We start from the raw sequence: 26,704 nt of genomic DNA, 5'->3' as shown, positions 1-26,704 counted from the left end.
GCTACTCTCGATGTAACGGCACCAACTGCCCTGGCGCCAAGGGAGCGATCATATGTTTGAGAGATTTACCGACCGAGCTCGTCGCGTCGTCGTTTTGGCCCAGGAAGAGGCCAAGATGCTCAACCACAACTACATCGGTACCGAGCACATTCTGCTCGGGCTGATTCACGAGGGTGAAGGCGTCGCCGCGAAGGCTCTTGAGAGCCTCGGCATCTCGCTGGATGCCGTGCGCGAGCAGGTTCAGGACATCATCGGCCAGGGGCAGCAGCAGCCCACCGGCCACATCCCCTTCACGCCGCGTGCGAAGAAGGTCCTCGAGCTGAGCCTGCGCGAAGCGCTGCAGCTCGGCCACAACTACATCGGAACCGAGCACATTCTGCTCGGACTCATTCGCGAGGGTGAGGGCGTTGCCGCCCAGGTTCTCGTGAAGCTCGGCGCCGACCTCAACCGCGTGCGCCAGCAGGTCATCCAGCTCCTCTCCGGTTACCAGGGCAAGGAGCAGGTGCAGGTTGGCGCCAACGAGCAGGCGGCCAGCACGGCCGGCAGCCAGGTGCTCGACCAGTTCGGTCGCAACCTCACCCAGATGGCCCGCGACAACAAACTCGACCCGGTCATCGGGCGCGAGAAAGAAATCGAGCGGGTCATGCAGATCCTCTCGCGTCGCACCAAGAACAACCCGGTGCTGATCGGTGAGCCCGGCGTCGGCAAGACCGCCGTCGTTGAGGGCCTCGCCCAGGCCATCGTCAAGGGCGATGTGCCCGAGACGCTGAAGGACAAGCAACTGTACTCGCTCGACCTCGGCTCGCTCATCGCCGGTAGCCGCTATCGCGGTGACTTCGAAGAGCGCCTGAAGAAGGTCACCAAGGAGATCCGCACCCGCGGCGACATCATCGTCTTCATCGACGAGATCCACACCCTGGTGGGTGCGGGTGCCGCCGAGGGCGCCATCGACGCCGCGTCGATTCTCAAGCCGCTGCTCGCCCGCGGTGAGCTGCAGACCATCGGTGCGACCACCCTCGACGAGTACCGCAAGCACTTCGAGAAGGATGCCGCACTCGAGCGCCGCTTCCAGCCGATCCAGGTGAACGAGCCGTCGCTGCCGCACACCATCAACATTCTCAAGGGACTGCGCGACCGCTACGAAGCGCACCACAAGGTGTCCATCACCGACGGTGCCCTCGTGGCCGCGGCGAATCTCGCCGACCGCTACGTCTCCGACCGGTTCCTTCCCGACAAGGCCATTGACCTGATCGACGAGGCCGGCGCTCGCCTGCGCCTCTCGATCCTGTCGAGCCCGCCGGAGCTGCGCGAATTCGACGAGAAGATCGCCGTGGTGCGTGCCGCCAAGGAGCTCGCCATCGAGGAACAGGACTTCGAGAAGGCCGCCGGCCTGCGCGACGAGGAGAAAAACCTTCTCGGTGAGCGTCTGCGCCTTGAGAAGAAATGGAAGTCGGGCGACGTCAAGACCACCGCGGTCGTCGACGAAGGCCTGATCGCCGAAGTTCTCGCTCAGGCCACCGGCATTCCGGTGTTCAAGCTCACCGAAGAGGAGTCCTCGCGGCTCGTCTTCATGGAGAAGGCCCTGCACCAGCGCGTCATCGGTCAGGAAGAGGCCATCTCGGCGCTCGCCAAGACCATCCGTCGCACCCGTGCCGGTCTGAAGGACCCGAAGCGTCCCTCCGGATCCTTCGTCTTCGCCGGCCCCACCGGCGTCGGCAAGACCGAGCTGGCCAAGGCCCTCGCCGAGTTCCTGTTCGACGATGAAGCCGCCATGATCTCGCTCGACATGAGTGAGTACGGGGAGAAGCACACCGTTTCGCGCCTGTTCGGTGCGCCTCCCGGGTTCGTCGGCTTCGAGGAGGGTGGCCAGCTCACCGAGAAGGTGCGGCGCAAGCCGTTCTCCGTGGTGCTGTTCGACGAGATCGAGAAGGCTCACCCCGACATCTTCAACTCCCTGCTCCAGATTCTGGAAGAGGGCCGGTTGACGGATGGCCAGGGTCGCGTTGTCGACTTCAAGAACACCGTCATCATCATGACCACCAACCTCGGCACCAAGGACATCTCGGGCGGACCGGTCGGCTTTCAGCTGGAAGGCGACACCACCACCGGGTACGAGCGCATGGCCGGCAAGGTGAAAGACGAGCTGAAGAAGCACTTCAAGCCCGAGTTCCTCAACCGCGTGGACGAGATCATCGTGTTCCCGCAGCTGACCAAGCCGGAGCTTCTGCAGATCGTTGACCTGTTCATCAAGCGTCTGGGCGTGCGTCTGCTCGACCGCGACATGACCGTTGAGGTCACCCTTCCGGCCAAGGAGCACCTGATCGAGGTTGGATTCGACCCGACGCTCGGAGCGCGTCCGCTGCGTCGCGCCATCCAGCGCGAGGTGGAGGACCGCCTGTCAGAGAAGATTCTGCAGGGGGAGCTCAACGCCGGTGACCACGTGCACGTGGACTACGTCGACGGCGAATACATCTTCACGACGACGACCCGGGTCGACCCGGTCGGCGTGGGAGTGAACACCGCCGCCGCAGTTGGTACCGGTCCGAGCACGCCCGACCTCGCCATCACGAGCGACTAGCCCGGTCAGAGTGGGCCGAACCCGGTGAGACCGCGGTCTCCACGGGTTCGGCCCATTTTTTTGTGTCCCAGCGCATAACTCCTGCAATTTCACGACGCCCAGGCGCCACCCCGTGTCTTTCCGCCGGTCACCGGTACGGATGCCCGCAATTTGCAGGAGTAATGCGCGAGGAATGGAAAAAGGGTTGCTCAAGCGTCCATAGACTAGTTGTTTGACCTGCCTGGGCCACGAAAGGGACGTCTGCCATGAGTGAACTGGAATATTCGGTGCGCCGTGCGCGCACGAGCGATGTACCCGGCATTGAAGCGCTCGTCGAGCCGCTCGTGCAGCAGCGCATTCTGCTCGGCAAAGACCGGGTGGTGTTCTACGAGGCGGTGCAGGAATTTCGAGTGGCCGTTGACTCCTCCGGCAAGTTGATCGGCTGCGGTGCTCTGCACGTGATCTGGGAAGACCTCGGCGAAGTGCGCACTCTCGCCGTCGATGCCCAGCGGCTCGGCCACGGTGTGGGCTACACGCTGATGCAACGCCTCGAAGCGGATGCCCGCGAGCTCGGCCTGAGCCGACTGTTCTGTCTCACCTTCGAGGTGGGTTTCTTCACCCGCAACGGGTTCAACGACATGGGCACCGAGACCGTTGACCCGGCCGTCTACGCCGAACTCGTGCGCTCACCCGATGAGGGTGTCGCCGAGTTTCTCGACCTCGCCCGGGTGAAGCCGAACACGCTCGGCAACACCCGCATGGTGAAGCGGCTGCACTGATCCCGCTGGGCTGGATCGACCCCAACACGGCACGGCTCGTGCTCAAAAGAGCAAAATACGAGGAGTTTACCCCCTAGACACGGGTCGTCGGTAGGCTGCGAACTATTGCACCTGCCGACCTATGACCGGGGAGACTTTTCGCAGCACGACCACGGGTGCAATGACACGACCATCGTCCTAGATAAGAGGAGATCCATGTCATCCGTCGTTCGCAGCCGTTCGAGGCTGGTCTTTGCCACACTTGTCGGGGTGAGCCTCGCGGCCGCCCCGCTCATTGCCGTACCGGCCAGCGCCAATCCCGCCGGAACCGGGGTCGTCATCGAAGCCGATGACTCCACGACCGGGACCCCCAGTGAGGTGACGCCGATCAACGCCATCCAGGGCACGACCGACACGAGCCCCCTCGTGGGCGCCACGGTGAAAACGCAGGGCATCGTCACGGCCGCCTACCCGACCGGCGGGTTCGACGGGTTCTATCTGCAGACTGCCGGAACCGGCGGCATGATCGACCTGGGCACGCACGACGCGTCTGACGGCCTGTTCGTCTATACGGGCAGCCTCGCGGCATCCGTTGCGGTGGGCGACTACCTGTCGGTCACCGGACAGGTCGCAGAGTACTACGGTCTCACCGACCTCAATGTGACGTCGCTCGGCGATATCACCCCCATCGACGCGACCGGAATCGTTGATGTGACGCCGGCCACCGTGGCACTGCCTGAAACGGATGCCGCGCGCGAGTCGCTCGAGGGCATGTTGATCGCGCCGCAGGGCGACTTCACCGTGACGAACAACTACTCGACCAACCAGTACGCCGAGATCGGCCTCGCCGCCGGAACGACCCCCCTGGTCAACCCGACGGTCACCGCGCGGCCGGGAACGAACGAATACACTGCGGCTATCGCGGCCAACGCGGCGCGCGCCGTGACCCTCGATGACGGTGCGAGCACGAACTACCTCACCGGCGCCGACCGCGACATTCCGGTTCCCTATCTCACCGTTGCTGACCCGCTGCGCATCGGCGCGGCCGTGACCTTCACCAAACCCGTCATCCTTGACTACCGCTTCAGCGCCTGGAAGTTTCAGCCCACCGAGGCCCTCACCGCGGCAAACGCTGCCACGGTGCAACCCGCCACGTTCGCCGACACCCGCACCATGACCCCCCGCGATGTGGGCGGCGACGTTCGACTCGCGAGCTTCAACGTGCTGAACTACTTCTCCACCGTCGGTGATTCGCTCACCGGCTGCTCGTATTACACCGACCGGGCCGACAACCCGATCACGGTTCGCAGCGGATGCGACGCCCGCGGCGCCGCGAACAGCGTCAACTTCGAACGCCAGCAGGCAAAGATCGTGGCGGCCATCAACGCCCTCGACGCCGACGTGGTCTCGCTCGAGGAAATCGAGAACTCGGCCGCATTCGGCAAGGATCGTGACGATGCTCTCGCCAACTTGGTGACCGCGCTCAACTCCGCCGCCGGAAGCGCCGTCTGGGCTTTCGTGGCTTCGCCCGCGGATCTTCCCGCCAACGAAGATGTCATCCGTACAGCCTTCATCTACAAGGCAGGCTCGATCGAAACCGTCGGCGACTCCACGATCCTGACCGGGGCCGCCGCCTTCAGCAACGCCCGCCAGCCGCTCGCCCAGGCGTTCCAGCTGGTCGACGACGCCGACAGCACCTTCCTTGCCATTGTGAACCACTTCAAATCGAAGGGTTCCGGAACCGGGGTCGACGCTGATATGAACGACGGCCAGGGCGCCTCCAACGCGTCTCGGGTGAATCAGGCTACGGCTCTCGTGGACTTCGCCAACGGGCTCAAAATCAGCACGGGCATCGACCGGGTTTTCCTCACCGGTGACTTCAACGCCTATGACCTGGAAGACCCGATCCAAGTAATCACCGACGCCGGCTTCATCAACCAGGAAGCCAAGAGCGGCGAATACACTTATGCCTACGGCGGCACGGTGGGATCGCTTGACCACGTGTTCGCTTCGCCCGAGGCAGACGCCACGGTGAACGACGTCGATGTCTGGAACATCAACTCGGTCGAATCGGTCGCCCTCGAGTACAGCCGGTACAACAACAACGTCACCGATTTCTACGCCGCCGATCCGTTCCGTTCCTCCGATCACGACCCGGTGGTTCTCGGACTCAACCTCGCGGCGCCGACCTCGGTCGAGCTGAACCTGCTCAATATCAACGACTTTCACGGACGCATCGACGGCAACACCGTGAAGTTCGCGGGAACCGTCGAGGAACTGAAGGCCGGATACGGCGACGACAACTCGCTCTTCCTGTCAAGCGGCGACAATATCGGCGCTTCCCTGTTCGCCTCGGCGTCGCAGAAAGACCAGCCCACCATTGACGTTCTCAACGCCCTCGCCCTCGCCGCCTCGAGCGTTGGCAACCACGAGTTTGACCAGGGCTTTGGCGACCTCACCGGCCGGGTGTCTGACTCGACAGACTTCGACTACCTCGGAGCCAATGTGTACGAGCTGGGCACCGAAACCCCCGCGATGCAGGAATACGCCATCATCGACGTGGCCGGCGTGAAAGTCGGCGTGATCGGCGCGGTGACGGAAGAGACCCCGTCCCTCGTCTCGCCCAACGGAATTGCCACCCTGAGCTTCGGCGACCCCGTCGCCGCGGTCAACCGCGTTGCCGCCCAACTCACCGACGGCGACCCGTTGAACGGCGAAGCGGATGTTCTGATCGCCGAATACCACGAAGGTGCCGGTGAAGGGATCCCGGACGGCGCGACGCTCGAGCAGGAGCTGGCCGTCGGCGGAGCCTTTGCGAGCATCGTCAATGACACCTCGGCCGAGGTCGATGCGATCTTCACCGGCCACACGCACAAGCAGTACGCGTGGGACGCTCAGGTACCCGGCGCAGCCGATGGCGTGACCCGCCCCGTGCTGCAGACCGGCAGCTACGGTGCAAACATCGGCCAGGTCGTGCTCAGCTACGACCTCACTACCGGCGACACGACCACGGTGCAAAACCGCAACGTGGCCCGCTCCACCGCGGAGGACGCCGATCTCGTGGCCGCCTACCCGCGCGTGGCCGAGGTTCAGTCGATCACGACGGCCGCTCTGGCCGAGGCGGCAATTCTGGGTGACGTGCCCGTGGGATCGGTCACGGCCGACATCACCCGGGCCTGCACGGATGGAGTCGCTCCCTGCTCCGAAGACCGGATGGCGCCCTCCACCCTGGGCTCGCTGGTTGCGAACTCGCTGCGCGATTCGCTGGCCGACCCCAACATCGGCGGCGCTGAAATCGGCGTCGTCAACCCCGGCGGAATGCGCGCCGACCTGTCGCAGGCTCCTGACGGCGTCGTCACCTACGCCGAAGCGAACGCCGTGCTGCCGTTCCTGAATAACCTGTGGACGACGAGCCTCACCGGCGCGCAGTTCAAAACCGTTCTTGAGCAGCAGTGGCAGACCAACGCCGACGGCACGATACCGAGCCGTCCGTTTCTGCAGCTCGGGCTGAGCGACAACGTGAACTACACCTTTGATGCCAGCCGCGCCGCCGGAGACCGCGTGACGGGCATCTGGATCGACGGCGCACAGATCGATCCGGCACAGTCGTACCGCATCGGTTCGTTCAACTTCCTGCTCACCGGCGGTGACAACTTCCGTGAGTTCACGAACGGTACGGCCACCCGCGATTCGGGTCTGGTCGATCGGGACGCCTGGATCTCCTACCTGCAGACGAACAGCCCGCTGTCCCCGTCGTTCAAGGCCAACCAGGCCTCGATTACCGGGGCGCCTACGGCGGCCGTCAACCCGGGCGACACCGTCACCTTCACGGTCGGCAACCTCAACCTCACGTCGCTCGGAGCTCCGAAGAACACGCAGCTCGCGCTGCGCTGGTCGGGCACCGACGTGGGTACGGCATCCGTTGATTCGACCGGTACCGCCACGGTTGCCGTCACCGTGCCGGCCGATGCTGCCGCCAACAGCGTGCTCGAGCTGATAGCGGCGGAGTCGGGCACGATCGTGCGCCTCGCCATCGCGGTCAACCAGACCGATCCGACGGACCCGACAGTTCCGGGCCCGACGGTGCCGATGCTGCCGACAGTGCCCGCGTCATCCGCTGGCGAAGCCGCCCTCACCGCGGCTCTGCAGCACATGATTAAGACCAACAAGGGGCTGTATCGTGCGGGTGAGGCCATCACGATTAGCGTCGGCGCGCAGCACGCCGGCGAATTCGTCTCAGTGTGGGTTCGTTCCACGCCGGTGCAACTCGGTGGCTGGCTGCAGGTTGATGCTCAGGGCAACGTAAGCACCACCCTGCCAAGCAACCTGTCGGCAGGCGCACACCGCATCATCGTGCAGGACGCCGACGGCAACGTTCTGGGTTGGACCGACATTACCGTTGCGGAATCCAGCTCAGCCGTCCTTGCCAACACCGGAACGGACACGACCCCGTGGCTGTACGCCGGCGGTTTTCTGCTGGTGTTCGGTGCCGCGCTCATGCTGAAGCGCCGCCGTCGCGGCCTGGAGTAATCCACGGCCCAGAGCGCTGAACAAACGGGCCCGCCCGCGACCGGAGAACTTTCGGTGGCGGGCGGGCTTCGTGCATTCCGGCAGCAATTGGCCCCGACACGCGCGCCATTACCGGCTGCCGGCGCCGAACATCAATAGCCTTGGGGCATGTCGACGATCAAGCAACCGGTCGGCCGCCAGTCCAGCAAGGTGTACCGGCGCCGGCGTTTCGTAGTAGGGCTCGGGCTGCTCGCCGTGCTCGTCATACTCTTTCTCATCATCGTGAAGCCCGGCGCCAGCAACGGTAATGCCGATTCTCCGAAAACGCCGGCGACCGACACGACCGAGTCGGCCACGCCGACGGATGCCGCCACCACCCTTCCCGAGGTGGCCACCGCCGTCGACGGCGCGGCCTGCGATCCGGCCGCAGTGCAGGTTGCGGCCATCACCGACGAGACCAGCTACGCGGCCGACGCGTTGCCGCAACTGTCCCTGAGCCTGACCAATATTGGTACCACCGACTGTGTGATCAACGCCGGAACTGGCAAGCAGGTGTTCACCGTGATGAGCGGCCAGGACGTCTACTGGACCTCGACCGACTGCCAGACCGACCCGGTCGACGCCGAAGTGACGCTCAAACCGGGTGTGGTTATGCCGCTGGCAACGCCGATCACCTGGGACCGCACCCGCTCGGCCGTTGATACCTGCCAGGACGAAACGCGAACCGCCGTTCCCGCCGGGGGAGCGTCGTACTACCTGCACGTGAGCGTGGACGGCGTTGAGGCGGCCGACCCGGCGCTCATGATTCTGCAGTAGCCAGCCAACGTGATGCGCGTTCGCTCGTGGCATGTGTGCTCAGCTGGGCGGGCACGGCCCTGCCTGATTGAATGAATGGGTGACTGATACGACTGCCAATACCCGTTCCGAGGCGCTCGCCGCCGCCCTGGCGGCGCAAGACGTCGTCGCTGTGGCCTACGCGCTGCGCAACGATTACATGATCGTGCCGCAACTCGTGGTCAACGGCGAGGCCGCGCAGGTGCGCGTGTTCGGCCGTGAAGGCTCCGACAAGCGGATGCTTCTGCTGTTCTCCGCGGCAGAGAATTACGTGCGCACCGTTCCCGACGACCCCAACCCCCAGGTCATGGTGTGCGATGGCCAATGGCTGCGGGAGTTTCTCACCGTGCACGCGTCGACCCTGGAGATGGTCTTCTTTGACATCGCCGGACCCAACGTCATGCAGGCTGCCCCGGCGGACCTGTTGAAGGCGCTGAGCCCGCAGCTCGGCGAGGACGAGGCCGACTAGCCCACGGAGGGTTCCGCGGGACGAGCGGACGGCCGGGTCGAGGACCCGGCGTATCTTCGGCTCTTAGAAGGCGCGATCAAGTTCGGCATCGCGCGAACTGCGACTGGTACCGAGAGCGAGGGCGACCGCCGCGTGGATCGACCCGCAGGCGGCGTCGATCTGCGTGGTGAAGCCGAGCCGCACGGCCTCGTTCACCCGCTGCTTCGACATGAGCGCACCGCGCACCTCGCCGGCCAGGCTGATCTCGCCGAACGCGACCACGTTGTGGGCCACGGCCAGTCCGGTGAACGCCGACGCGATAGCCAACGCGATCGCCAAATCGGCGGCCGGTTCGTTCAGTCGGATGCCGCCGACCGTCGACACATAGACGTCTTTGGTGGACAGGTTCATGCCGGCGCGTTCCTGAAGCACCGCGAGCAACATGGCCACACGCGCTGAGTCGACGCCACTCGTGACGCGTCGGGGATTGGGGGCCTGGGTGTCGGTGACGAGCGCCTGCACCTCGACGGGCATGGCCCGACGACCTTCTAACGCCACGGTCACACAGGTGCCGTCGACCGGCTCGGTGGCCCGGCTAAGGAACAGCCCGCTAGGGTCGGGTACCTCGGCGATGCCGTCGCCGGTCATCTCGAAGCAGCCAACCTCGTCGGTGGGCCCGAAGCGGTTTTTGAGGGCACGAACGAAGCGCAGTGACGTCTGCCGGTCGCCCTCAAACTGACAGACCACATCGACCAGGTGCTCGAGCACCCGTGGCCCGGCAATTGAACCGTCTTTGGTGACGTGGCCCACGAGCAGCACCGGTATGTTGCGGTCTTTGGCCACCCGAATCAGGGTGGATGCCACTTCCCGCACCTGGCTGGGCATGCCCGGCGAACCGTCGGACAGGGCGCTCGACACCGTCTGCACCGAGTCGATGATGATGAGGTCGGGCTTGACGGCGTCGATCTGTCCGAGGATGACGCCGAGGTCGGTTTCGGCGGCGATATACAGCTCCGGCTCGAGCGCGTTGGTGCGCTCGGCCCGCAACCGTACCTGGCTCACGGATTCTTCGGCGCTGACATAGAGCACGCGGCTCTTCGCTGCGGCGGCCTTGGAAGCGACTTCGAGCAGCAGCGTGGACTTACCGACGCCGGGCTCACCACTGAGCAAAATGACGGAGCCGGGAACAATACCGCCGCCGAGCACTCGGTCGAACTCATTGATGCCGGTCGGCCAATGGGCGGCGGCATCCGTTTCAACGTGGGTGATGGGACGGGCGATGCCATCGCCCACGAGAGTGATGGCCTTGAGCTTGCGGGTGATGCCGGCAGTTTGGCCGGCATCGACGACGGTGCCCCATTGCTGGCATTCGCCGCAGCGGCCCGCCCATTTTAGGGTGGTCCAGCCGCACTCGGAGCAGCGAAAGGAGGAAACGGATTTTGCCATGTTTTGAGCCTAGCCGGGGCCACCGACACACGACCGCGCGCATGGTTCCAGCACGGTGGTAAGGCGCATACCGGGTCTAATCGGTGCCGTCCGCTGCTTGGCCGACCTCCGAGAAGCGATGGGCGACGTCGGCGCTGAGCGCCGGCAGAAACGCCTCGGCCCACGACCGGTAGCCGCGATCGTTGGGATGAAACAGATCTTTAGCGACGTGCGTCGTAATGCTGCGAATGCCCGCCCGTTTGGTCGTCGCGTGTAGGGGAACCACGGTCAGCTCGTGCTCGGCGGCAACCCGACGAATGATCTCATTCGCCACCGCGACCTTGACTTCGTTGTGCGGCAGGTGAAAACACGGCACGTCGGCGACCAGGGCGGTCGGCGGCAGCGCCGTAAAGACGGTGCGAATGCCCGCTTCGAACCGCTCCGGGTTCCACTGGGCGATGTCGTTGGCGCCGATCGCGACCGTGACGAGGTCGGGCTTAAGCGCTTCGAAACGGGACAGCTGGTCGCGCGCGGCCAGAGCCACCGTTGCGCCCGACACGCTGAGGTTCACGACGCGCACAGTCTGACCAGTGACGAGACGCAGGTGATCGGCGAGCACGCCGACGTAGCTCTTGTTCGGGCTGGAAGCTCCGATGCCCTGGGCGGCACTATCGCCGATCGCAACGTAGAGCAGCTCTCCTGACTGTATGGCGTGGTCGCGCCACCAGGCCGAGTGCACCGGCAGGGTTTTGTTGAGGATGGCCTTCTGCTGCTCGTGGTCGCGGCGGAACCAGGTCGATGCCACCACGATGCTGGTCGCGACGAAGAGTGCACCGCCAGCGATTGTAGAGCGGATGCGGGGGGTAGGTGAGGTCACCCGCTGAGGCTACTCCGCGGTATCCGTGTGTCTGCTGCACGTTCGCGATTCGGGATCTTCGGGATGGCCGAGTGTTTCGGAGCGCGATGAAACGCGGTGCGCGGGACGTGCGCCAATACGCGCCAGTTCTACCTCCCGCGTAGCGGCGCAGTCCCCGCGCAATGTGAAATGCCGCCGGCAACTCGAACCGTTCGCCGATTCGCTTCCGCCCCAAGTCTCTACTAGGATCGACGGCGGTACCGTGTCCGAGCGGCCGAAGGTGCGACTCTCGAAAAGTCGTGTGGGGGAGACTCCACCGTGGGTTCAAATCCCACCGGTACCGCCACGAAAAACTCCCTACATCCCAGTGTTTCACTGGGGAGTAGGGGGTTTCGTTTTGCCCGGATGGTCGTTTCGGAATTATCGTGGCTTTAGTCGCGACCCGGTTTCGAGCGGCCGGCGCCCGGATGCTTTCCGCTATGGGTGCAAGACGATCTTGCCGACGTGTCCTCTGCGGGCCAGCTCTTCCTGCGCCAAGGCAGCCTGCTCCAGCGGGAAGGTCGCGGCGATGATGGGGTGAATCTCGGACCGCCGCGCCATGTTCATGAGCATCTCAAAATGCGTGGGTGTGTACATCGAGGAGCCGATCAACTGCGCGTTGTGTAGGTAGAGACGGCGCACGTCGAAGCTCACGCCGTACCCGCCGAGGGCGCCGGCGATCACCCAGCGGCCCCCTTCGCGCAGCAGCGGTAGTCCGTCACTGACCAGTTCCCCGGCGACGACATCGAGGGCTACGTCGATACCCTCCGGGGCAGCAGCGCGCACCTGCTCGGCGATGTCTCCCGCACGGTCGACGACTTCATGGGCGCCCGCCTCGCGCACCGTATCGATCTTGGATCCGCTGCTGATGGCGACCACTCTGGCACCGCGGGCGCGGGCGATCTGCACAAGCGCAATGCCGACACCGCCGGACGCTCCCGAGACCAGCACGGTCTCGTTCTCTTTCAGCCTGCCTCGCTCGATCATTCCCAGCGCAGTGCCGAAAGCGGTCGGCAACGCGGCCAGCTGATCGTCGGTGAGCGGGGACCCGGTCATATCGTGCACACGATTCTCCGGGGCGACCACATACTCGGCGTACCCGCCGTCGCATTCGCTACCCATCAGGCCCACCGGGTTCGCGTCGGGTCCTTCGGAGTCGTAAATTGTCGGGTCGACGACCACTCGCTGTCCCACGAGACCTGCGTCTACGCCGGTGCCGACGGTTGCGACCCGGCCCGCGACATCCGCGCCCTGAACGCGCGGGAAATCGATCGGACCACGCCAACCCGACAGCGCCGTCGGGTCTCCCGGGCGCCCGTAGGCACCTTCCCGAGTCCATAAATCGGTGTTGTTCAGAGCAACGGCGCTGACCCGGATCAGGACTTCTCCCGCCTGTGGAACCGGCACGGGCACCTCGGCGAGATCAAGAACCTCCGGTCCTCCGTGTTGTGTGATGCGCACGGCACGCATGGTCTGGGGAATGCCCATTTACTGAACTCCTTAGAGGTATACTGATCTGTGAACTCACGCTACAGTACACCGATCGGTAAAGGAATGTCTCGTGGCGGAAGCAAAGCTCATGACCCCTGCTGGTCATCGCGTGCTGGCAGCGGCCGGCGACCTCTTCTACGATCGAGGAATCACGGCGGTCGGTGTTGATCTGATCGCCGAACACGCCGGCGTAACCAAGCGCACCCTCTACAACCAGTTCGGCTCAAAAGACCACCTCGTGGTGGCCTACCTGGAGGAGCGTGAACAGCGCTGGCAGTCACTTGTTCGCGCCACGGTTGCTGCCTGCGACTCTCCGGTCGAGGCAGTAGCCGCGCCCTTCGTCGCCCTCCGCACGTGGAATACGACCAACCCCCGCGGATGCGCATTCATCAATGCACTGGCCGAGTTCCCCAACCCAGCCCATCCGGCGCACCGCGTTGCGTCGAACCAGAAGCTTTGGCTGCTGAATCTTTTCGAGGAACTCGCCACCGCGGCGAACAGCTCAACTCCCGCAGCACTGGCCATGCAACTCTTCGTGCTGCATGAGGGCGCCCTTGTCACACAGCCACTCCCGCTCGACACCCTCACGGTCAGCGCCGACCTGGCCCGCGCGCTGGTGGCGTCGAACACAGAACGGGGCGCAGCAGTACACTCGCCCTCATGAGACGACACGGGGTCATCATCGGTATCGCGTTGGCATTCCTGCTGACCGGTTGCGCTACCACCGGGGGCTCGGCGCCGACAGTGGTGGTATCCGCTTCACCGACGGTAGCCCCCTCGCCGACGGGTGAAACGACAGCTCCCACCATCAGCCCGTCACCGACCACGACTGCCGCCGCCGGATGCCCCGCCAACGATGTACCTGTTCCCGCCGACGCCGCCCTCGCCACGATTCAGGATGTCGACGGCGACGGGCGGGGGGACGCTGAGTTCTACTCCGAGGAGGACGGCTTCTACTACGGCATTCGGACGGCGTCCGGGGCTACCGTTCTACTGAAAGATGACCTCGCGGGACCGAATACTCACAGTGGCTGGACGTCGATTCGTGAGGGAGCCACGGTCACTGTTCTTGACGATGGTCGAACGGCAACGCTGCACGCCTTTATCGACTGCGCGTTTGTCACTACGACCGATTCGGGTGGAACGCCGTACCGGTTCGGGCTCAACGGGTTCAGCGACTATGGCACCGGCGTGCAGTGCACCGATCAGAACGGCGGCAGCCTTCTGTACGGCGTTTTGGCCTCACGGCAGGCCGACGGAACGTACGACATCACCCGAACGCAGATCATACTCACCGATGGTGGCCGCATTGCTCGAAATTCTTCTCAGGTGGGGAGCGTCGCCCAGGGGCTGCCCGGGGATGACGAACGGGTCGCCCTCGCCATGAGGTCAACGTGCGGGCAGACGCCCATCGTGAAGACTTCCGGACGATGACAGCAACGGCTCGTGGCACCCGGAGCGCGGTCGCCTCGATGCCCTCTCGGTAAAACGGTGATCTCGACCTGTCCGAAAAACTGGACTTATAAGCACTTTTCTGCTGTGCTGAGTGTTCGACGAACACACTGGGGGGAGCCGCATGGAGGAGCAGAAGCGGCGTCCCGCCTCCGCCGGTGTGCGCCTGGCCCTCGTTGGTGCGGCTGTTGCACTGGCCTGGTCTGCTGTCAGCCTGATCGGAGGCGGAGCTTCCCCGGCCCAGGCCGCGATCACCGATGGCCTCGATCTTTTGGGCGGAGCCTCATCGGCCGGCTCTTCCGTGCTGGACAGCACGGCTGCTGCCCTCACGCCCGTCATCGCCACGGTGGCCGCGCCCGTCGTCGCCGTGATAAACCCCGTCGTCTCCGTCGCCGTCGCCGTCGCGACGCCGGCCACAGATTCTGCTTCGGCCGTCGTTAAAGCGGTCATCGCGCCGGTGTCCGCGCCGGTCCATGCCGTCGTTACGCCGGTAGTGACTCCGGTCGGCGCGGCCGTGCAACCAGTGATCACTGGTGTCGCCCCACTGGCCGGCGCAGTGATCGCTCCCGCCACGGGGGTCTTGCTCCCCATCGCCGACGCTCTCTCCCCGGTTACCGATGCTCTGATGCCCATAGCTGGCATGGTCGCACCGGTCACTGCGGCACTGTCTCCGGTAACCGACCTGCTGGCCCCGGTAACCGACGTGCTGGCTCCGGTAACCGACGTGCTGGCTCCGATCACCGACTGCCTCCACCCAGGCCCCGTCGGCCCCACTCCCGGTGGAAGCACCCAGGTGCCGGGCCACGACGAAGCCCCGACCGCACCGGCCCCGATCAGCGTTCAAGCCAGCCTGGCTGACGCGGCAGGGCTGCCGGACGCATCGCCAGGAGCATCAGGCGCGGTACTACGACCGGTCGTCCCGTCGTCCACGGTCATCACGACGAACGCTGCGGGTGAGATCAGACAGGCCCCGGCGCCTGGGCGCCATTTTCCAGATCAGCCCACACCCCTAACCACCGACGCGATCGTGCCAGCATCCGCTGCGGGGTCAACCGGTTCGGGCAGCACGCCCAACCCGGGTGCGGATGCTTTCACACCGGTGGTCGCGGCCCCGGCCAGCGCTCTCACCCTGTCTGCTCTCGGCCGTGACGGACTTCCGTCAGCGCCGCATTTCGACTCGGTTCCTACTCCCGACTGATGGGTCTGCCCTGCCCTCTTATGGCAGCACGCAGACCAAAGCCTCCCCCTGGGAGCACACCATCATTCACACAACTGGAGTAGAACCATGCATTCATTCGTCAAAAAGGGCCTGCTGTGCGCAGCCCTCGTTGGAGGTCTGTCGATCGTTGGAATCGGAGCGGCGAATGCCGCCGAACCGGCTCCCGCAATCGATGGCCTGTCGATCGGACAGATCCTCACCGCAGTTCCCGCCCCGTCGGCGCCGACCAGCACCGGCGCCGACAGCATTCTCGGTGGCCTGCAAGCCATTGCGCACGTTGCGGTGCCCGTGACGGTCAGTGGAAATGCCATCACGTTGATCGGTGACCCGGCTGCGCCCGCTGCCTCCGTTGCGCCGGTCGTAGCGCCGGTTGCGTCGACGAGCGTTCCGACGACCACCGGAGCTGACAGCATCCTTGGTGGCACGCAGGTCATTCCGAATGTTGCGGTGCCCGTGACGGTCAGTGGAAATGCCATCACGTTGATCGGTGACCCGGCCGCGCCCGCTGCCTCGGCTGCGCCGGTCGCAGCGCCGGTTGCGTCGACGAGCGTTCCGACGACCACCGGAGCTGACAGCATCCTTGGTGGCACGCAGGTCATTCCGAATGTTGCGGTGCCCGTGACGGTCAGCGGAAACGCCATCACATTGATCGGTGACCCGGCTGCGCCCGCTGCCTCGGCTGCGCCGGTGGCTGCGCCGGTTTCTGCGATGCGCGTTCCGACGACCACTGGAATTGGCAGCATCCTCGGCGGCACACAGATCATTCCGAACATCGCCCTGCCGATCACCATCAGTGGCAATGCCGTCACGGTAATCGGTGACCCGACCACGCCGACCACGCCGACGACGCCGACCACGCCGACGACGCCGACCACGCCGACGACGCCGACCACGCCGACGACGCCGACGACGCCGACGACGCCGATGACGCCGACCACGCCGGTTACGCCCGCTACACCGACCACGTCGACGACACCGGTCACGACGGTTACCCCGGTTACGCTCGCTGCTCTGGGTTCGACCACGACGCTCGCATCGACCGGAGCGAATGTCTTCTCGGGTCTGGTCACGGCTCTCCTGGTCCTGCTCGCAGGTCTCGGTCTGGTGCTGACGAAGCACCGCCGGATCGCACTGAACTGATCTGAACCAAGCTTGGTTGGGTGGGGCCAGCGCGGCGGTCAGACGCCCGTTGGTCCACCCAAGGATCAGCCGTTCGACGATCTATTCTTCGGCGAACGCTGCGTCGAGAAGGTCTCGCTACGTCATCAGGTCTGTGGGAGCGGCTGGCGCGCAATCGCTATCATCTCCTGCGCCAGGACCTGAGAGGGGTGGGGGCCGCTGGCCCACACGGCTGACAGCGTTCTGGTCAGGGTGAGCCCGGCCACGTCTATCGCGATCAATCGCCCGAGGGCCAGATCATCGGCAATCGCCATCGAACTGAGCACACCGGGCGCCACCCCGGATGCAATTGCCGTGCGAACGGCGGCTGTAGTGGAGTATTCCAGGCGTGGCGAGGCGAGGGCGCCGGATACTTCGGGAACACTCTCGAGCAAATGGTCGAGCGCCTGACGGGTGCCCGAGCCCTCTTCGCGTGTGATCAGCGGGGTGTCGGCCAACTCCTGCGCGGTCACCTGCTGCCGTCGCCGCTGCGCCCAGGCATGCGTTGGAGCGACTGCGACCATCAAGGTATCGTGCCCGATGGTCGCGGTGCGCAGGTCTGCCGGGATATTGGGGGTTTCGATGAACCCGAGTGGTACCGTGCCGGCCCGCACCAGAGCGATCACCGCCTCGCTGTTGGCGACGGTCAGTCCGACTCTGGTCGCCACGTGACCGGCCGATTCCTCCCGGTCGCGCAGCGTGACCAGCCAGCGCGGCAGGAGATACTCGGCGATCGTGAGGCTGGCCGCAACATCGAGGTGACGCAGCGCTTGCGAGCGGAGGGCCTCGATCCCGGCCTCCATACGCGCTGCCGCCTCGAGCACGTCCGCGGCCCAGCCGGTGACCATGGTCCCGGTGGCGGTCAACGTGGATCCGCGCGCAGACCGCACGATGAGGGATGCCCCAATCTGGCCTTCCAGCGAGCGCACCCGCGACGAGACCGCCTGCTGAGAGACGCCGAGAACCGCCGCCGCGCGGGTGAGACTGCCGAGCTCTCCGACGGAGACGAGCATCTGCAACCCGGCAAGGTCGGGTACGTGGGGACCGAGCACTGCGCACCTCCTACAAGTCTGACTTGTGCCCGTCCAACGTTACGCCCTCTACAGCCACGCCCGCACCGGGACGAGAGTAGGAACTGTGAGTTCAGCAGAGATACGTCCCGACCGTGCCGATTTCTCCAGCGCGGATTCGCTGCAGGCGCAGCCGGGGGATTCTGGCCAGACGGGCACGAAGCCGCTTCGATCCGTGAGCTGGATGCCGGGGGTCGCTGCCGCCGGAGCGGCGGCGCTGCTCGCGTGGAGCATCCACTTGTTGATGCCGAGCATTCCGCTGCTCACCGCCGCCGTCGCCCTGGGCATTCTGGTGGCACAACTTCCGGTCGCCCGTCCCGCGCTGCAGGGTCGACTCGCTCCCGGGCTGAGTGTCGCGGCCAAGACGTTCATGCGTCTGGGCATCGTGCTGCTCGGCCTCAAGCTGAGCCTGATCGATATCGCCCACCTCGGCTGGGTCTCGATCGCCTCCGTCGTCGCGGTTCTTGCGATTACCTTCGTGGTGACGTTGTGGCTGGGCAAGCTCTTCAAATTGCCCGGTCACCAACCGTTGTTGATTGCGACGGGGTTCTCGATTTGCGGGGCATCCGCGATCGGTGCGATGAGCCAGGTCGTGAAGTCGAAAGACGAAGACACCGCTACGCCGGTCGCCCTCGTCACGCTCTGTGGCACCTTGGCTATCGTTGTGCTGCCGCTGTTGTGGCATCCGCTCGGCTTCTCTGCGCTGCAGTTCGGTCACTGGGTCGGCGCGAGCGTGCACGATGTCGGTCAGGTCGTCGCCACCGCCCAGATCGCCGGCCCCGCAGCGCTGGCCGTTGCCATCGTGATTAAGCTCACCCGCGTGCTGATGCTCGCTCCGATGGTGGCCATCACCTCGTTTATTGTGCGGCGCCGCGCGGATATCCCCGCGGTCGGCACGAAGCACCCGCCAATCGTGCCGCTGTTCGTCGCCGGATTCATCGCCGCCATGCTGGTGCGCACACTCGTTCCGCTTCCGATCGCCGTCACCGACGGCGCCGACACCGTGCAAACCGTCTTGTTGGCGATGGCGCTCTTCGCTCTCGGCACGGCCGTTCGGCTCGGCCCGCTCGTGCGCACCGGATGGCGCGCCCTTCTGGTGGCATTGCTGTCGTGGACGCTCATCGCGTCGCTCGCCTGGGGCGCCGTGCAACTCGGGTGAACCGCGAGCACTATCGACTATACCGATCGGTCTGGTAAACTCCAGCTATGGAATCCACGATCGCAGCGCCGGTGGCGAGCGCGCGCGCGCGCCTCCTCGCATCCGCCAGTCACCTGTTTCATGAAAACGGAATCAACGCCACGGGCATCGATCTCGTTGTCCGCGGTGCGGGGGTGGCGAAGGCAAGCCTGTACAACAATTTCGCCAGCAAGGAAGCGCTCGTGGTGGCGTATCTGGAGAACGAACTCGATGGCTGGGTTGAGCAATCCCGCGCACTCGACGACGCCCAGTTCTCCCCGCAGGCGAGGGTCGCTGCCGTCTTCGAAGCGCTCGCACTCTCCGTCGAATCCCAGACCTTCTACGGCTGCCCGTTCACCAACGCGGTGATCGAACTGCCGGAGTGCGTGGCGGTGCGACAGGTCGCAGACCGGTACCGTGACGCGGTGCGCTCACACCTGGCCGGTCTTGTTCAGGAGAACCCCGACGCCGGCGTTGTCTCCCGCCTGGTACTGCTGTACGACGGCGCTATCACCGCAGCCAAGGTCGCCCGTGACGCCGACCTGGTGCGCGAAGCCAGCGCCATGGCGCAAGACTTGGCGAGTGCCGATCACCGGAAACCCGGGACCCGGTGAAGATCACCAACGCCCTGCGGGCATTTGAGCTGACGACCCGACCGATCCACCCGGAATCGCGGGCTGCGCTCGATAAACGCTGGAACGAACTGCCCCCACACGCCCAGACCGACAACCAGTTGCTCGGCCGATCCGCGGTCGGCTGTGAGGGCACGCACGGGGTCTTTCCCAAGTGTGACCTGACCTGTTCGCCGTGCTACCACGCCGCTGACGCGAACAAGGTCCGCATCGACGGCAATCACACCGTCGATGGCGTTACCGAGCAGATGGAGTACCTGCGCCGCATCCGCGGCCCCCGCGCGCACGCGCAGCTGATCGGCGGTGAGGTCAGCCTGTTGCCCGCAGCGGATCACGCGGCCGCGCTCACCGCCATGCGGGCACACGGCCGTGAGCCGATGTCGATGACCCACGGCGATTTCGACTACCAGTACCTGCTCGACGTTGTTCTCGACGACACCGGCCGGCGGCGCTTCAACAAGGTCTCCTTCGCCGCGCACTTTGATTCCTTGATGCGCGGCCGCCGCGGCGCCGTACGACCCCACACGGAAGCGGAACTGAACCCGTTCCGCGAAAAATTCGCCCGCATGTTTGTGGACCTCAAACGCGATCACGGCGTGACGAGCTACCTTGCGCACAATATGACGGTTACGCCGTCGAACGTGGCGCAGGTGGGCTCGGTCACCCGCGACGTGCTGGAGATGCCCTACGACATGATGTCGTTTCAACCGGCCGCGTTCATCGGGGATGACCGCCGCTGGAAAGAAGACTTCGACGCTGTCACCGTCGACGCCGTCTGGGAACGCATCGAAGAAGGAGCCGGGCAGAAACTGCCCTGGCAGGCCGCTCAGTTCGGTGACCCGCGATGCAACCGCACCACCGTCGGCCTGCGGGCCGGGGGAGTGTTCGCGCCGTTGCTCGACCCCGACGAGCCCAAGGACATTGCGGCTCGAGATCGGTTTCTGAACCACTTCGGCGGCATGGTCTTCGGCGACGTGCCCGCGCACATCCTCACCGTCAAAATTATTCGCGCTCTCGGTGCCCACCCCGGCGATATCCCACCGCTGCTCGGGCTGGTGCACCGCGTGCTCGGCCGCGCCGGCGGCGTACGCGGAGTCCTCCGGGCAGCGCGCGCCGGTCGGCTCGGGTTCAAAACCTTCGTGGTGCACAGCTTCATGGATGCCTCCGACGTTGCGCCGGCCTGGGAGCTGATGCAGCGTGGCGTCGTAGGCACCGATGCGAAGACGATCGAGACGCAGGAACGCCTTGGCTCGTGCATGTATGCCATGAGTCACCCGGGCGATGACCGACTCGTGCCCGCGTGTGTCCAGCACTCGGTGCTCGACCCGATCGAGAACATCGGGCTGCGCGCTTTGCTGCCGATCATCGGCACGGCGACCGGCACCGCACTGGGCGCGGAAGCCGGAATCGTGGCGCGGCCGAGCGGTCTTACCGCGGTGCGCCAGACCCAGGCTCGCCAAAGACCGGCCCAATAGGTACCGCTACGACCGACACCGCTTGGGGCGGCAAGGTAAGTGACACGCGGCATCCGTCTCGCACGGCGTCACCGGGTGGTAACGCGGCGTGCAGCAGCAGGCCGCCCCTGAACGCGACGCTGACCATGCGTCGGGGGCCGAACCGACGCACCCGCGAGACGTGTCCGATGACGCCCGACGGCGGTGCCGCCGCTTCGGTGCACGGCGAGACCTCGATGGCTTCATGACGAATGACGAGGATGCCGGGGCCGTCGGGGGTATTCGCTGGCACGGGAACCCGACCGAGCGGTGAGACATGCATCCCCGCCTGTACGGTTCCCTCGATCTCATTGAGGCCACCCATCAGCCGGGACACCCGAATCGACGCCGGACGGTTGTAAAGGTGGTCCACGGTGTCGTGCTGCAGGAGCTCGCCGCCGTCGATGACGGCGATGTTGTCGGCGACCGCTGACGCCTCATCGCGGTCGTGGGTGACCAGAATGATGGTGGGGGCTTCGGCGCGACGGATGTCGTCGAGCAATTCGTGCATATCGTCCCGCAGCGCAGGATCGAGGGCGCTGAACGGCTCGTCCAGCAGCAGTACGCCGGGCGCAGCGGCGAGAGCGCGGGCGATGGCAACGCGCTGTTCCTGCCCGCCCGAGAGGGCCTGCACCGATCGTGCGCCGAATCCGCCCAACTGCACGAGATCGAGGTAGTGCTGGGCGTGACGCCGGGAGGCGACGCGGCTCGCCCCGCCGACCCGCTGGGAGAAGGCAATATTGTCCAGCACGCTCAGGTGGGGGAAGAGCAGCGGGCGTTGAAACACCATACCGATGCCGCGCTTCTCTGCGGCGATACCGCCGACATCCGTGCCGTCAACCACTACCTTTCCGGCGCTGACACGTTCCAGCCCCGCGATTACCCGCAGGATCGTGCTCTTCCCCGACCCGCTCGGACCGAGAATTGCCGTGCAGGATCCCGCCGGGACCTCCAGCGACACTCCCGTCAGCGCGGGATGCTGCGAGGCCCCGAACGTTTTGGATACCTCGTGCAGGGATACCGTGCGGCTCATGGTCGTTCTCCAACGTTCGGTGTTTTCTGGACTGCCCCGGTGCGGGGGCGGCGCCCCGCGAATCCGGCCAGGGCCAGCAGCGCCAGCGGAGGCACGATGGCCGAGAGCGACAGGATGGCGACCGCCGAATCATTGCCGATTCCGGCAGCCATCGACGCGGTCACCAGCGGGAGCGTCACGACCTCCCCGCCACCCACAACCACCGTGACCACGTAATCGCTCCACCCGACGAGGAACGCCAGAAAAGCCGCGCGAGACAGAGCCGGCGCAACCAGGGGGATATGCACCCGCCAGAGAATATTCCACCGCGAGGCCCCCAACGTGCGGGCTTCCTCTTCGTAGTGGATGTCGTGGGCGGCGTAGGCGACCCGCATAGTGAAGGTTGTATACGGCACGGCCATCACGACCAGAACCAGGACCAGTCCGGCTTCTGGCGGGATATGAGCGCGCAGGAGGAGCACGTTCAGGCCCAGCACAGCCGCAAACGGTGGCAGGGCGATGGGAGCGAGAAGAGCGATGCTGACCGTGCGCGGCCAGGGCACGGTGCCGAAGGTCAGCGCCCGGGCGGCCAGCGCTCCGAGGGGAGTCGCGAGGGCCGCCACGACGAGACTGAGCAGGAGCGACGTTCCGAGCGCCGGAAGTGCCCCTTGCGCGATCGCGCTGCTGAGGCCGTCGAAGCCCCATTCGGTGGGCAGCGTCGACGGAAAGGACCACTGGTTCGCGAAGGCCCACAGTGCGAGCGGTGCAAAGGGCAGCAAGAACCAGCTCGCGACCAGCGTCGTGCTGAGGACGCGCAGCAGACGGCCGCGACCGTGCGCCAGGGTCAGGGTGCTGCCGGGGTCGCCGGGCCGCCGCAGATCCAGGCCCGTCATCGCCACAGCGCCGTCTTGCGCAGTGCCCAGAAGCAGGCTCCCACGACGAGGAAGGAGACCAGGGTCGTGAGCACGGCGGCGGCAGCGGCCTCCGGCCGTGCGGTGAGTGACACCGAGTTAAAGAGCCGGAGCGCCATCACGGCGAGAGGTTCCGGGTAGGTTCGACCGAGCAACCAGGCCACTTCGTAGGAGCCCAGCGTGTAGACGAACGCGATCGTCGACGAAATAGCCAGGGCCGGCAGGGCCAGGGGCAGCATCACAAACCGAAACCGCATCCATCGGGTGGCGCCGAGCAGCGCAGCCGCCTCATCGAAGCGAGCCACCCGGGTGATGAGGGTTCCAGCGACGATCAATGCAATGAAAGCGGATTCCTTCCACGCGTACTCGGCGACAACGGCCAGCCACCAGGGGCCACCGACCAGCGACGGCCAGAGCTCGGGGGGTACCCCTAACACTCGGGCGAGAACCCCGGAGTCGGCCAGGAGCAGCCCGACGGTGGCGGCCCCGATCAAATGCGGGATGGTCACCGTCGCGGCGCTCGTGGCCGCCAGGATTCGACCGCACCAGCGTCCGCCCACGATCAGCAGGGCGGTACCCACCCCGAAGACCGCGGCGATCACGGTGGAAACCGCCGCGATGGCCAGGGAGAGCCCCAGGGCTCGAAAGAGATCTTCGGCCTGGCCGGTGTAGGCGTCGGCGCTGAACCGGACCGGCCCGACCAGAGGCATCAGCCCCAAACTCTGCATCGCGGCGGCGCCGACCCCACCCGCCACCACGAACACGGCGGGGACGAGAGCGGGCAGCACCATCAGGGCGCTCCGCATCCGTTCGCCCCTGATGCCTTCGCCCCGCGGCGAGGTCTCCACCGTGTGTACCGTCATCCGACGGTGGCTAGCGGCCGGCCAGCACGGTGGTGCGCCAGCCCTCGTCGAGCACGGGCACCCACGCCGCGGCAAGTTCGGGGTTGGCGCTGCGGGAGAGAACGTCATAAGACGGCACCACGGGGGAAGACGGCAGGGCATCGAAGCGTGCCCGGTCGTCGGGGGTGAGCTCGTTCGGGTCGAGCACCGTGAACTGTCCCCAGGTTGCCGGGTGCGCTTTAGCGAGCTGCTGCCCGGCCGACAGCGCCACGTTGGCTACGACCATCGCTCCGGCCGATGACGCCGCATTGGCGGGAATGGAAAGAAAGCTGGCGTTTCCCACGGTTCCTTCCTCCAGAGAAAGCACTTTCGTACCGGGCGGATAGGTGCCGCTGGCGACCAGGTCGGTCAGGGTGGCCGGACCGTAAGTCATGGTCAGGTCGATCTGACGATCCGCGTAGAGCTGGTTGAGTTCTTGTTCGTTGGCCGGATACGTGCTGCCGGCGCGCCACAGCGACGGGGCCAGATCCCGCAGACGCTCGAACAGCTTGGGCGTCAACTGGTCGTACGCGTCTTGGTCGAACGTGGCGGGAACGTTCTCGTAGCCGCCAGAGACGCTATACAGAACCTCGCGGGTGAAGACGGACCCGGTGAAGTCCGGGGGCGCCGGATAACTGAAACGACCCGGATGTGCTTCGGCCCACGCGAGCACGCCCGCCAGGGTGGTGGGCGGGTCGGCAATCACGTCGGAGTTGTACACGAAAGTGAACTGGGCTTTGTTCCACGGGGCTTCGCAGCCATCGACGGGGGTGCCGAAATCTTTCAGCAGGAGCGGGTCGTCGGGCGCGGTCAGGGCGAGGTTGGGCATCAGGTTCGTCCAGTCGCACAGCCACGCACCCGCTTCTTTTCCGGTGCGAAAATTGTCGCCGTTGACCCACACCAGGTCAACCGTGCCGTCATCGGTGCGCCCTGCCTGCAACTCGGAGAGAACCCGGTTGAGTGCGTCGCTCGTGTCCGTGACGGGTACGCGTTCGAGCGTCACGCCCTCGGCGGCCACGGCGGGGGCGAGCACATCGTCGATGTAGGCGTTGCCCTGCGTGTCGCCACCGTACATCCAGAGTTTGACGGTTTGGCCCTGTGCCGCACGGATGACGTCGTTCCAGTCGGCGAACTCACTGCGGGCGCCATCGGGCGCCGGCGCAGCGCACGCGCCGAGTGTGAGCGAGACGACGGCTCCCAGGCCAACGAGCATGGCCGATCGAGCTCTACGCGACGACACGCCTGATTCACGCCGGGATTGGGCAAAAAGCATCGGTGACGACTCCATTTCAGCGCAACGGGATCAGGCAGAGGCCGTCCGGCACAGCGGACGGGACAATAGATCCGTTTCGACTAGGGTAAACCGCGGAACAACGCTTCCATTCCCATGGAAGGACCACGTGCACACTCCCGCTGCCACAACCGGCCGCCGACGCGTGTTCTGGCGACTCGGAATTCTCGCGGCTTTCATCGTCGCGGTGATTGTGATCGGGATCGTCTTCCCGGTGCCCACGGTCGATCAGATTCGTGCGGCCGCCGGCAACGCCGGGGCGCTCGGGGTCATCGCTTTCGTGCTCGGATACGGCGCGCTCACGCTCACGCCGGTGCCGAAAAACGTGCTGAGCATCGCTGCCGGCCTCACCTGGGGATTCGGATTCGGAGCGCTGCTGGTCTATCTCGGCGCGCTGCTGGGCGCGACGCTCGCGTTCGTGATCGGGCGTTTTCTGGGTCGGGAAGCCGTCGAACGATTCACCGGCGCTCGGGTGGCTCGCGTCGATGAACTGCTGCGCCAGCAGGGTCTGGCCACGGTGATCGGCGCCCGGCTGATCCCCGTACTGCCCTTCACCGTCATCAACTACACCGCGGGGCTGACCGCCGTGCGACGCTTCGACTACGCCCTCGGCACGGCTCTGGGCATCATCCCCGGCACTCTCGCCTACGTGGCTCTGGGCGCCTTCGGACTCGAACTGGGTTGGCCGTTCTGGCTCGCCGTCGGGGTGCTGGGCAGCCTGACCGTGGTGGGGCTGTTCTTGGCAAACCGGGCGCGGCGACGCGGAAAACCAGCACCGGATTCCGGCGCAGTACCCGAGAATGAAGCGGATGTTTGACGCCGCACTGCGCCAGACACTGGACGCACCGCTGCGCGCCGTGGCGACCGCTCTCGACCGCCCGTGGATCACCCCCGATCGGTTGACGATCGCTGGCCTGGTGGTGGGTTTGAGCAGCGCCGCCGCGGCGGCAACCCAGCTCTGGTGGTGGTCGCTCGCCCTCTGGCTGCTCTCCCGCCTCTTCGATGGGCTCGACGGGTCACTGGCCCGGTTGCGCCGCGAACGTGCCGCAACCGGCGACGACGGCACGGGCGGCACGGCCCAGAGCCAGGCCGGCGGCTTTCTCGACATCATCGCGGACTTCACGGTGTACGGCTTCACCGTCTTCGGCGTGGGAGTGGGGGCAACCGCCGGCTTCGGTGCCCCGTGGTGGCCGTTCGTGCTCGTTCTGTTGGCCTATTACCTCAATGGTGGTGCGTTCCTGGCTTTTTCTTCGATCGCCGAACGCACCAACCGGCAGATCGACGATGGCCGGTCGCTGTCATTTCTCGGCCGTATCGCCGAAGGCACCGAGACGATTCTGGTACACAGTCTGTGGTTGATCGTGCCGTTCTTCGCCTGGCAGATCGCCCTCGCCTGGGCACTGTTTGTGGGGCTCAGCGCCGTGCAACGGATGATCGCCGGCTATCGTGCGCTGCGCTGACCGGCTGCGCTGACCGGCTGCGCTGACCGGC

General features: G+C 65.7%; 22 protein-coding genes and 1 tRNA gene. 15 read left to right on the top strand and 8 right to left on the bottom strand.

Annotated features, from left to right (window positions below):
• The first annotated feature begins 52 nt into the window (after positions 1-52).
• From QMK22_RS11540 to QMK22_RS11520, 5 genes are all read left to right on the top strand, one after another.
• Positions 53-2,578: an ATP-dependent Clp protease ATP-binding subunit gene (locus QMK22_RS11540; RefSeq protein ID WP_283497795.1), complete on the top strand. Its 2,526-nt coding sequence runs from the start codon at positions 53-55 to the stop codon at positions 2,576-2,578.
• 245 nt (positions 2,579-2,823) lie between these two features.
• Positions 2,824-3,336 (top strand): amino-acid N-acetyltransferase, encoded by a 513-nt coding sequence (locus QMK22_RS11535; RefSeq protein ID WP_283497794.1) that lies wholly within the window; start codon positions 2,824-2,826, stop codon positions 3,334-3,336.
• Between the two features lie 195 nt (positions 3,337-3,531).
• The gene (locus tag QMK22_RS11530) at positions 3,532-7,845 is read left to right on the top strand and encodes an ExeM/NucH family extracellular endonuclease (RefSeq protein ID WP_283497793.1); all 4,314 of its coding nucleotides are present in this window, start codon (positions 3,532-3,534) and stop codon (positions 7,843-7,845) included.
• Between the two features lie 147 nt (positions 7,846-7,992).
• Positions 7,993-8,640: a hypothetical protein gene (locus QMK22_RS11525; protein WP_283497792.1), complete on the top strand. Its 648-nt coding sequence runs from the start codon at positions 7,993-7,995 to the stop codon at positions 8,638-8,640.
• 79 nt (positions 8,641-8,719) lie between these two features.
• On the top strand, positions 8,720-9,127 hold the full coding sequence (locus QMK22_RS11520) for a dehydrogenase (RefSeq protein WP_283497791.1): 408 nt from the start codon (positions 8,720-8,722) through the stop codon (positions 9,125-9,127).
• Positions 9,128-9,190: 63 nt separating this feature from the next.
• Here the strand turns inward: QMK22_RS11520 and radA are convergent, their stop codons facing one another.
• Entirely contained in the window at positions 9,191-10,552 is a 1,362-nt protein-coding gene (gene radA, locus QMK22_RS11515) for a DNA repair protein RadA (RefSeq protein WP_283497790.1), read from the bottom strand.
• Between the two features lie 76 nt (positions 10,553-10,628).
• Entirely contained in the window at positions 10,629-11,408 is a 780-nt protein-coding gene (locus QMK22_RS11510) for an SGNH/GDSL hydrolase family protein (protein WP_283497789.1), read from the bottom strand.
• A gap of 235 nt (positions 11,409-11,643) precedes the next feature.
• On the opposite strand from QMK22_RS11510, the gene QMK22_RS11505 reads away from it, so the two are divergent.
• Positions 11,644-11,733: transfer RNA gene (locus tag QMK22_RS11505), tRNA-Ser, on the top strand.
• A 131-nt stretch (positions 11,734-11,864) separates the two neighbouring features.
• Here QMK22_RS11505 and QMK22_RS11500 read toward each other — a convergent pair.
• On the bottom strand, positions 11,865-12,914 hold the full coding sequence (locus QMK22_RS11500) for a zinc-binding dehydrogenase (protein WP_283497788.1): 1,050 nt from the start codon (positions 12,912-12,914) through the stop codon (positions 11,865-11,867).
• A 73-nt stretch (positions 12,915-12,987) separates the two neighbouring features.
• On the opposite strand from QMK22_RS11500, the gene QMK22_RS11495 reads away from it, so the two are divergent.
• The 4 genes from QMK22_RS11495 to QMK22_RS11480 all read left to right on the top strand — a co-directional run bounded on the left by QMK22_RS11495 (position 12,988) and on the right by QMK22_RS11480 (position 16,728).
• Positions 12,988-13,581: a TetR/AcrR family transcriptional regulator gene (locus QMK22_RS11495; protein WP_283497787.1), complete on the top strand. Its 594-nt coding sequence runs from the start codon at positions 12,988-12,990 to the stop codon at positions 13,579-13,581.
• Entirely contained in the window at positions 13,578-14,351 is a 774-nt protein-coding gene (locus QMK22_RS11490; protein ID WP_283497786.1) for a hypothetical protein, read from the top strand. The genes QMK22_RS11495 and QMK22_RS11490 overlap by 4 nt, the downstream gene beginning before the upstream one ends.
• Positions 14,352-14,493: 142 nt before the next feature.
• Positions 14,494-15,567 carry a hypothetical protein gene (locus QMK22_RS11485; RefSeq protein ID WP_283497785.1) on the top strand — a complete coding sequence of 358 codons (1,074 nt, stop codon included), beginning with the start codon at positions 14,494-14,496 and terminating at the stop codon, positions 15,565-15,567.
• A gap of 87 nt (positions 15,568-15,654) precedes the next feature.
• Positions 15,655-16,728: a hypothetical protein gene (locus tag QMK22_RS11480; RefSeq protein ID WP_283497784.1), complete on the top strand. Its 1,074-nt coding sequence runs from the start codon at positions 15,655-15,657 to the stop codon at positions 16,726-16,728.
• A 125-nt stretch (positions 16,729-16,853) separates the two neighbouring features.
• Here the strand turns inward: QMK22_RS11480 and QMK22_RS11475 are convergent, their stop codons facing one another.
• Positions 16,854-17,798 carry a LysR family transcriptional regulator gene (locus QMK22_RS11475; protein ID WP_283497783.1) on the bottom strand — a complete coding sequence of 315 codons (945 nt, stop codon included), beginning with the start codon at positions 17,796-17,798 and terminating at the stop codon, positions 16,854-16,856.
• 202 nt (positions 17,799-18,000) lie between these two features.
• On the opposite strand from QMK22_RS11475, the gene QMK22_RS11470 reads away from it, so the two are divergent.
• Genes QMK22_RS11470 through QMK22_RS11460 form a run of 3 tightly spaced genes read left to right on the top strand, consistent with a single transcriptional unit; the run spans position 18,001 to position 21,100 of the window.
• On the top strand, positions 18,001-18,975 hold the full coding sequence (locus tag QMK22_RS11470) for a YeiH family protein (protein ID WP_283497856.1): 975 nt from the start codon (positions 18,001-18,003) through the stop codon (positions 18,973-18,975).
• Between the two features lie 47 nt (positions 18,976-19,022).
• A complete protein-coding gene (locus QMK22_RS11465; RefSeq protein WP_283497782.1) occupies positions 19,023-19,607 on the top strand; it encodes a TetR/AcrR family transcriptional regulator in 585 nt (194 codons plus the stop codon).
• Complete coding sequence (locus QMK22_RS11460; protein ID WP_283497781.1) at positions 19,604-21,100, top strand: hypothetical protein; 1,497 nt, start codon at positions 19,604-19,606, stop codon at positions 21,098-21,100. The genes QMK22_RS11465 and QMK22_RS11460 overlap by 4 nt, the downstream gene beginning before the upstream one ends.
• Here QMK22_RS11460 and QMK22_RS11455 read toward each other — a convergent pair.
• The 4 genes from QMK22_RS11455 to QMK22_RS11440 are packed head-to-tail and all read right to left on the bottom strand — an operon-like array spanning position 21,054 to position 25,162.
• The gene (locus tag QMK22_RS11455) at positions 21,054-22,151 is read right to left on the bottom strand and encodes an ABC transporter ATP-binding protein (protein ID WP_283497780.1); all 1,098 of its coding nucleotides are present in this window, start codon (positions 22,149-22,151) and stop codon (positions 21,054-21,056) included. The two genes, QMK22_RS11460 and QMK22_RS11455, sit on opposite strands and share 47 nt — an antisense overlap.
• Positions 22,148-23,023, bottom strand: coding sequence for an ABC transporter permease (locus QMK22_RS11450; RefSeq protein ID WP_283497779.1), 876 nt, complete (start codon positions 23,021-23,023; stop codon positions 22,148-22,150). Before QMK22_RS11450 ends, QMK22_RS11455 begins: the two co-directional genes overlap by 4 nt.
• Positions 23,020-23,904 (bottom strand): ABC transporter permease, encoded by an 885-nt coding sequence (locus QMK22_RS11445; RefSeq protein WP_283497778.1) that lies wholly within the window; start codon positions 23,902-23,904, stop codon positions 23,020-23,022. Before QMK22_RS11445 ends, QMK22_RS11450 begins: the two co-directional genes overlap by 4 nt.
• Before the next feature lie 10 nt (positions 23,905-23,914).
• Positions 23,915-25,162 (bottom strand): ABC transporter substrate-binding protein, encoded by a 1,248-nt coding sequence (locus tag QMK22_RS11440; RefSeq protein WP_283497777.1) that lies wholly within the window; start codon positions 25,160-25,162, stop codon positions 23,915-23,917.
• 160 nt (positions 25,163-25,322) lie between these two features.
• Between QMK22_RS11440 and QMK22_RS11435 the strand changes: the two genes are divergently transcribed.
• The gene (locus QMK22_RS11435; RefSeq protein WP_283497776.1) at positions 25,323-26,030 is read left to right on the top strand and encodes a TVP38/TMEM64 family protein; all 708 of its coding nucleotides are present in this window, start codon (positions 25,323-25,325) and stop codon (positions 26,028-26,030) included.
• A complete protein-coding gene (locus QMK22_RS11430; protein WP_283497775.1) occupies positions 26,023-26,673 on the top strand; it encodes a CDP-alcohol phosphatidyltransferase family protein in 651 nt (216 codons plus the stop codon). Before QMK22_RS11435 ends, QMK22_RS11430 begins: the two co-directional genes overlap by 8 nt.
• Positions 26,674-26,704: the final 31 nt, after the last annotated feature.

This window comes from Cryobacterium sp. PH29-G1 (assembly GCF_030063365.1).
GTDB lineage: Bacteria > Actinomycetota > Actinomycetes > Actinomycetales > Microbacteriaceae > Cryobacterium.
Note: the sequence above shows the minus strand (reverse complement) of the source record. Positions and strands in the feature narration are given on the sequence as shown.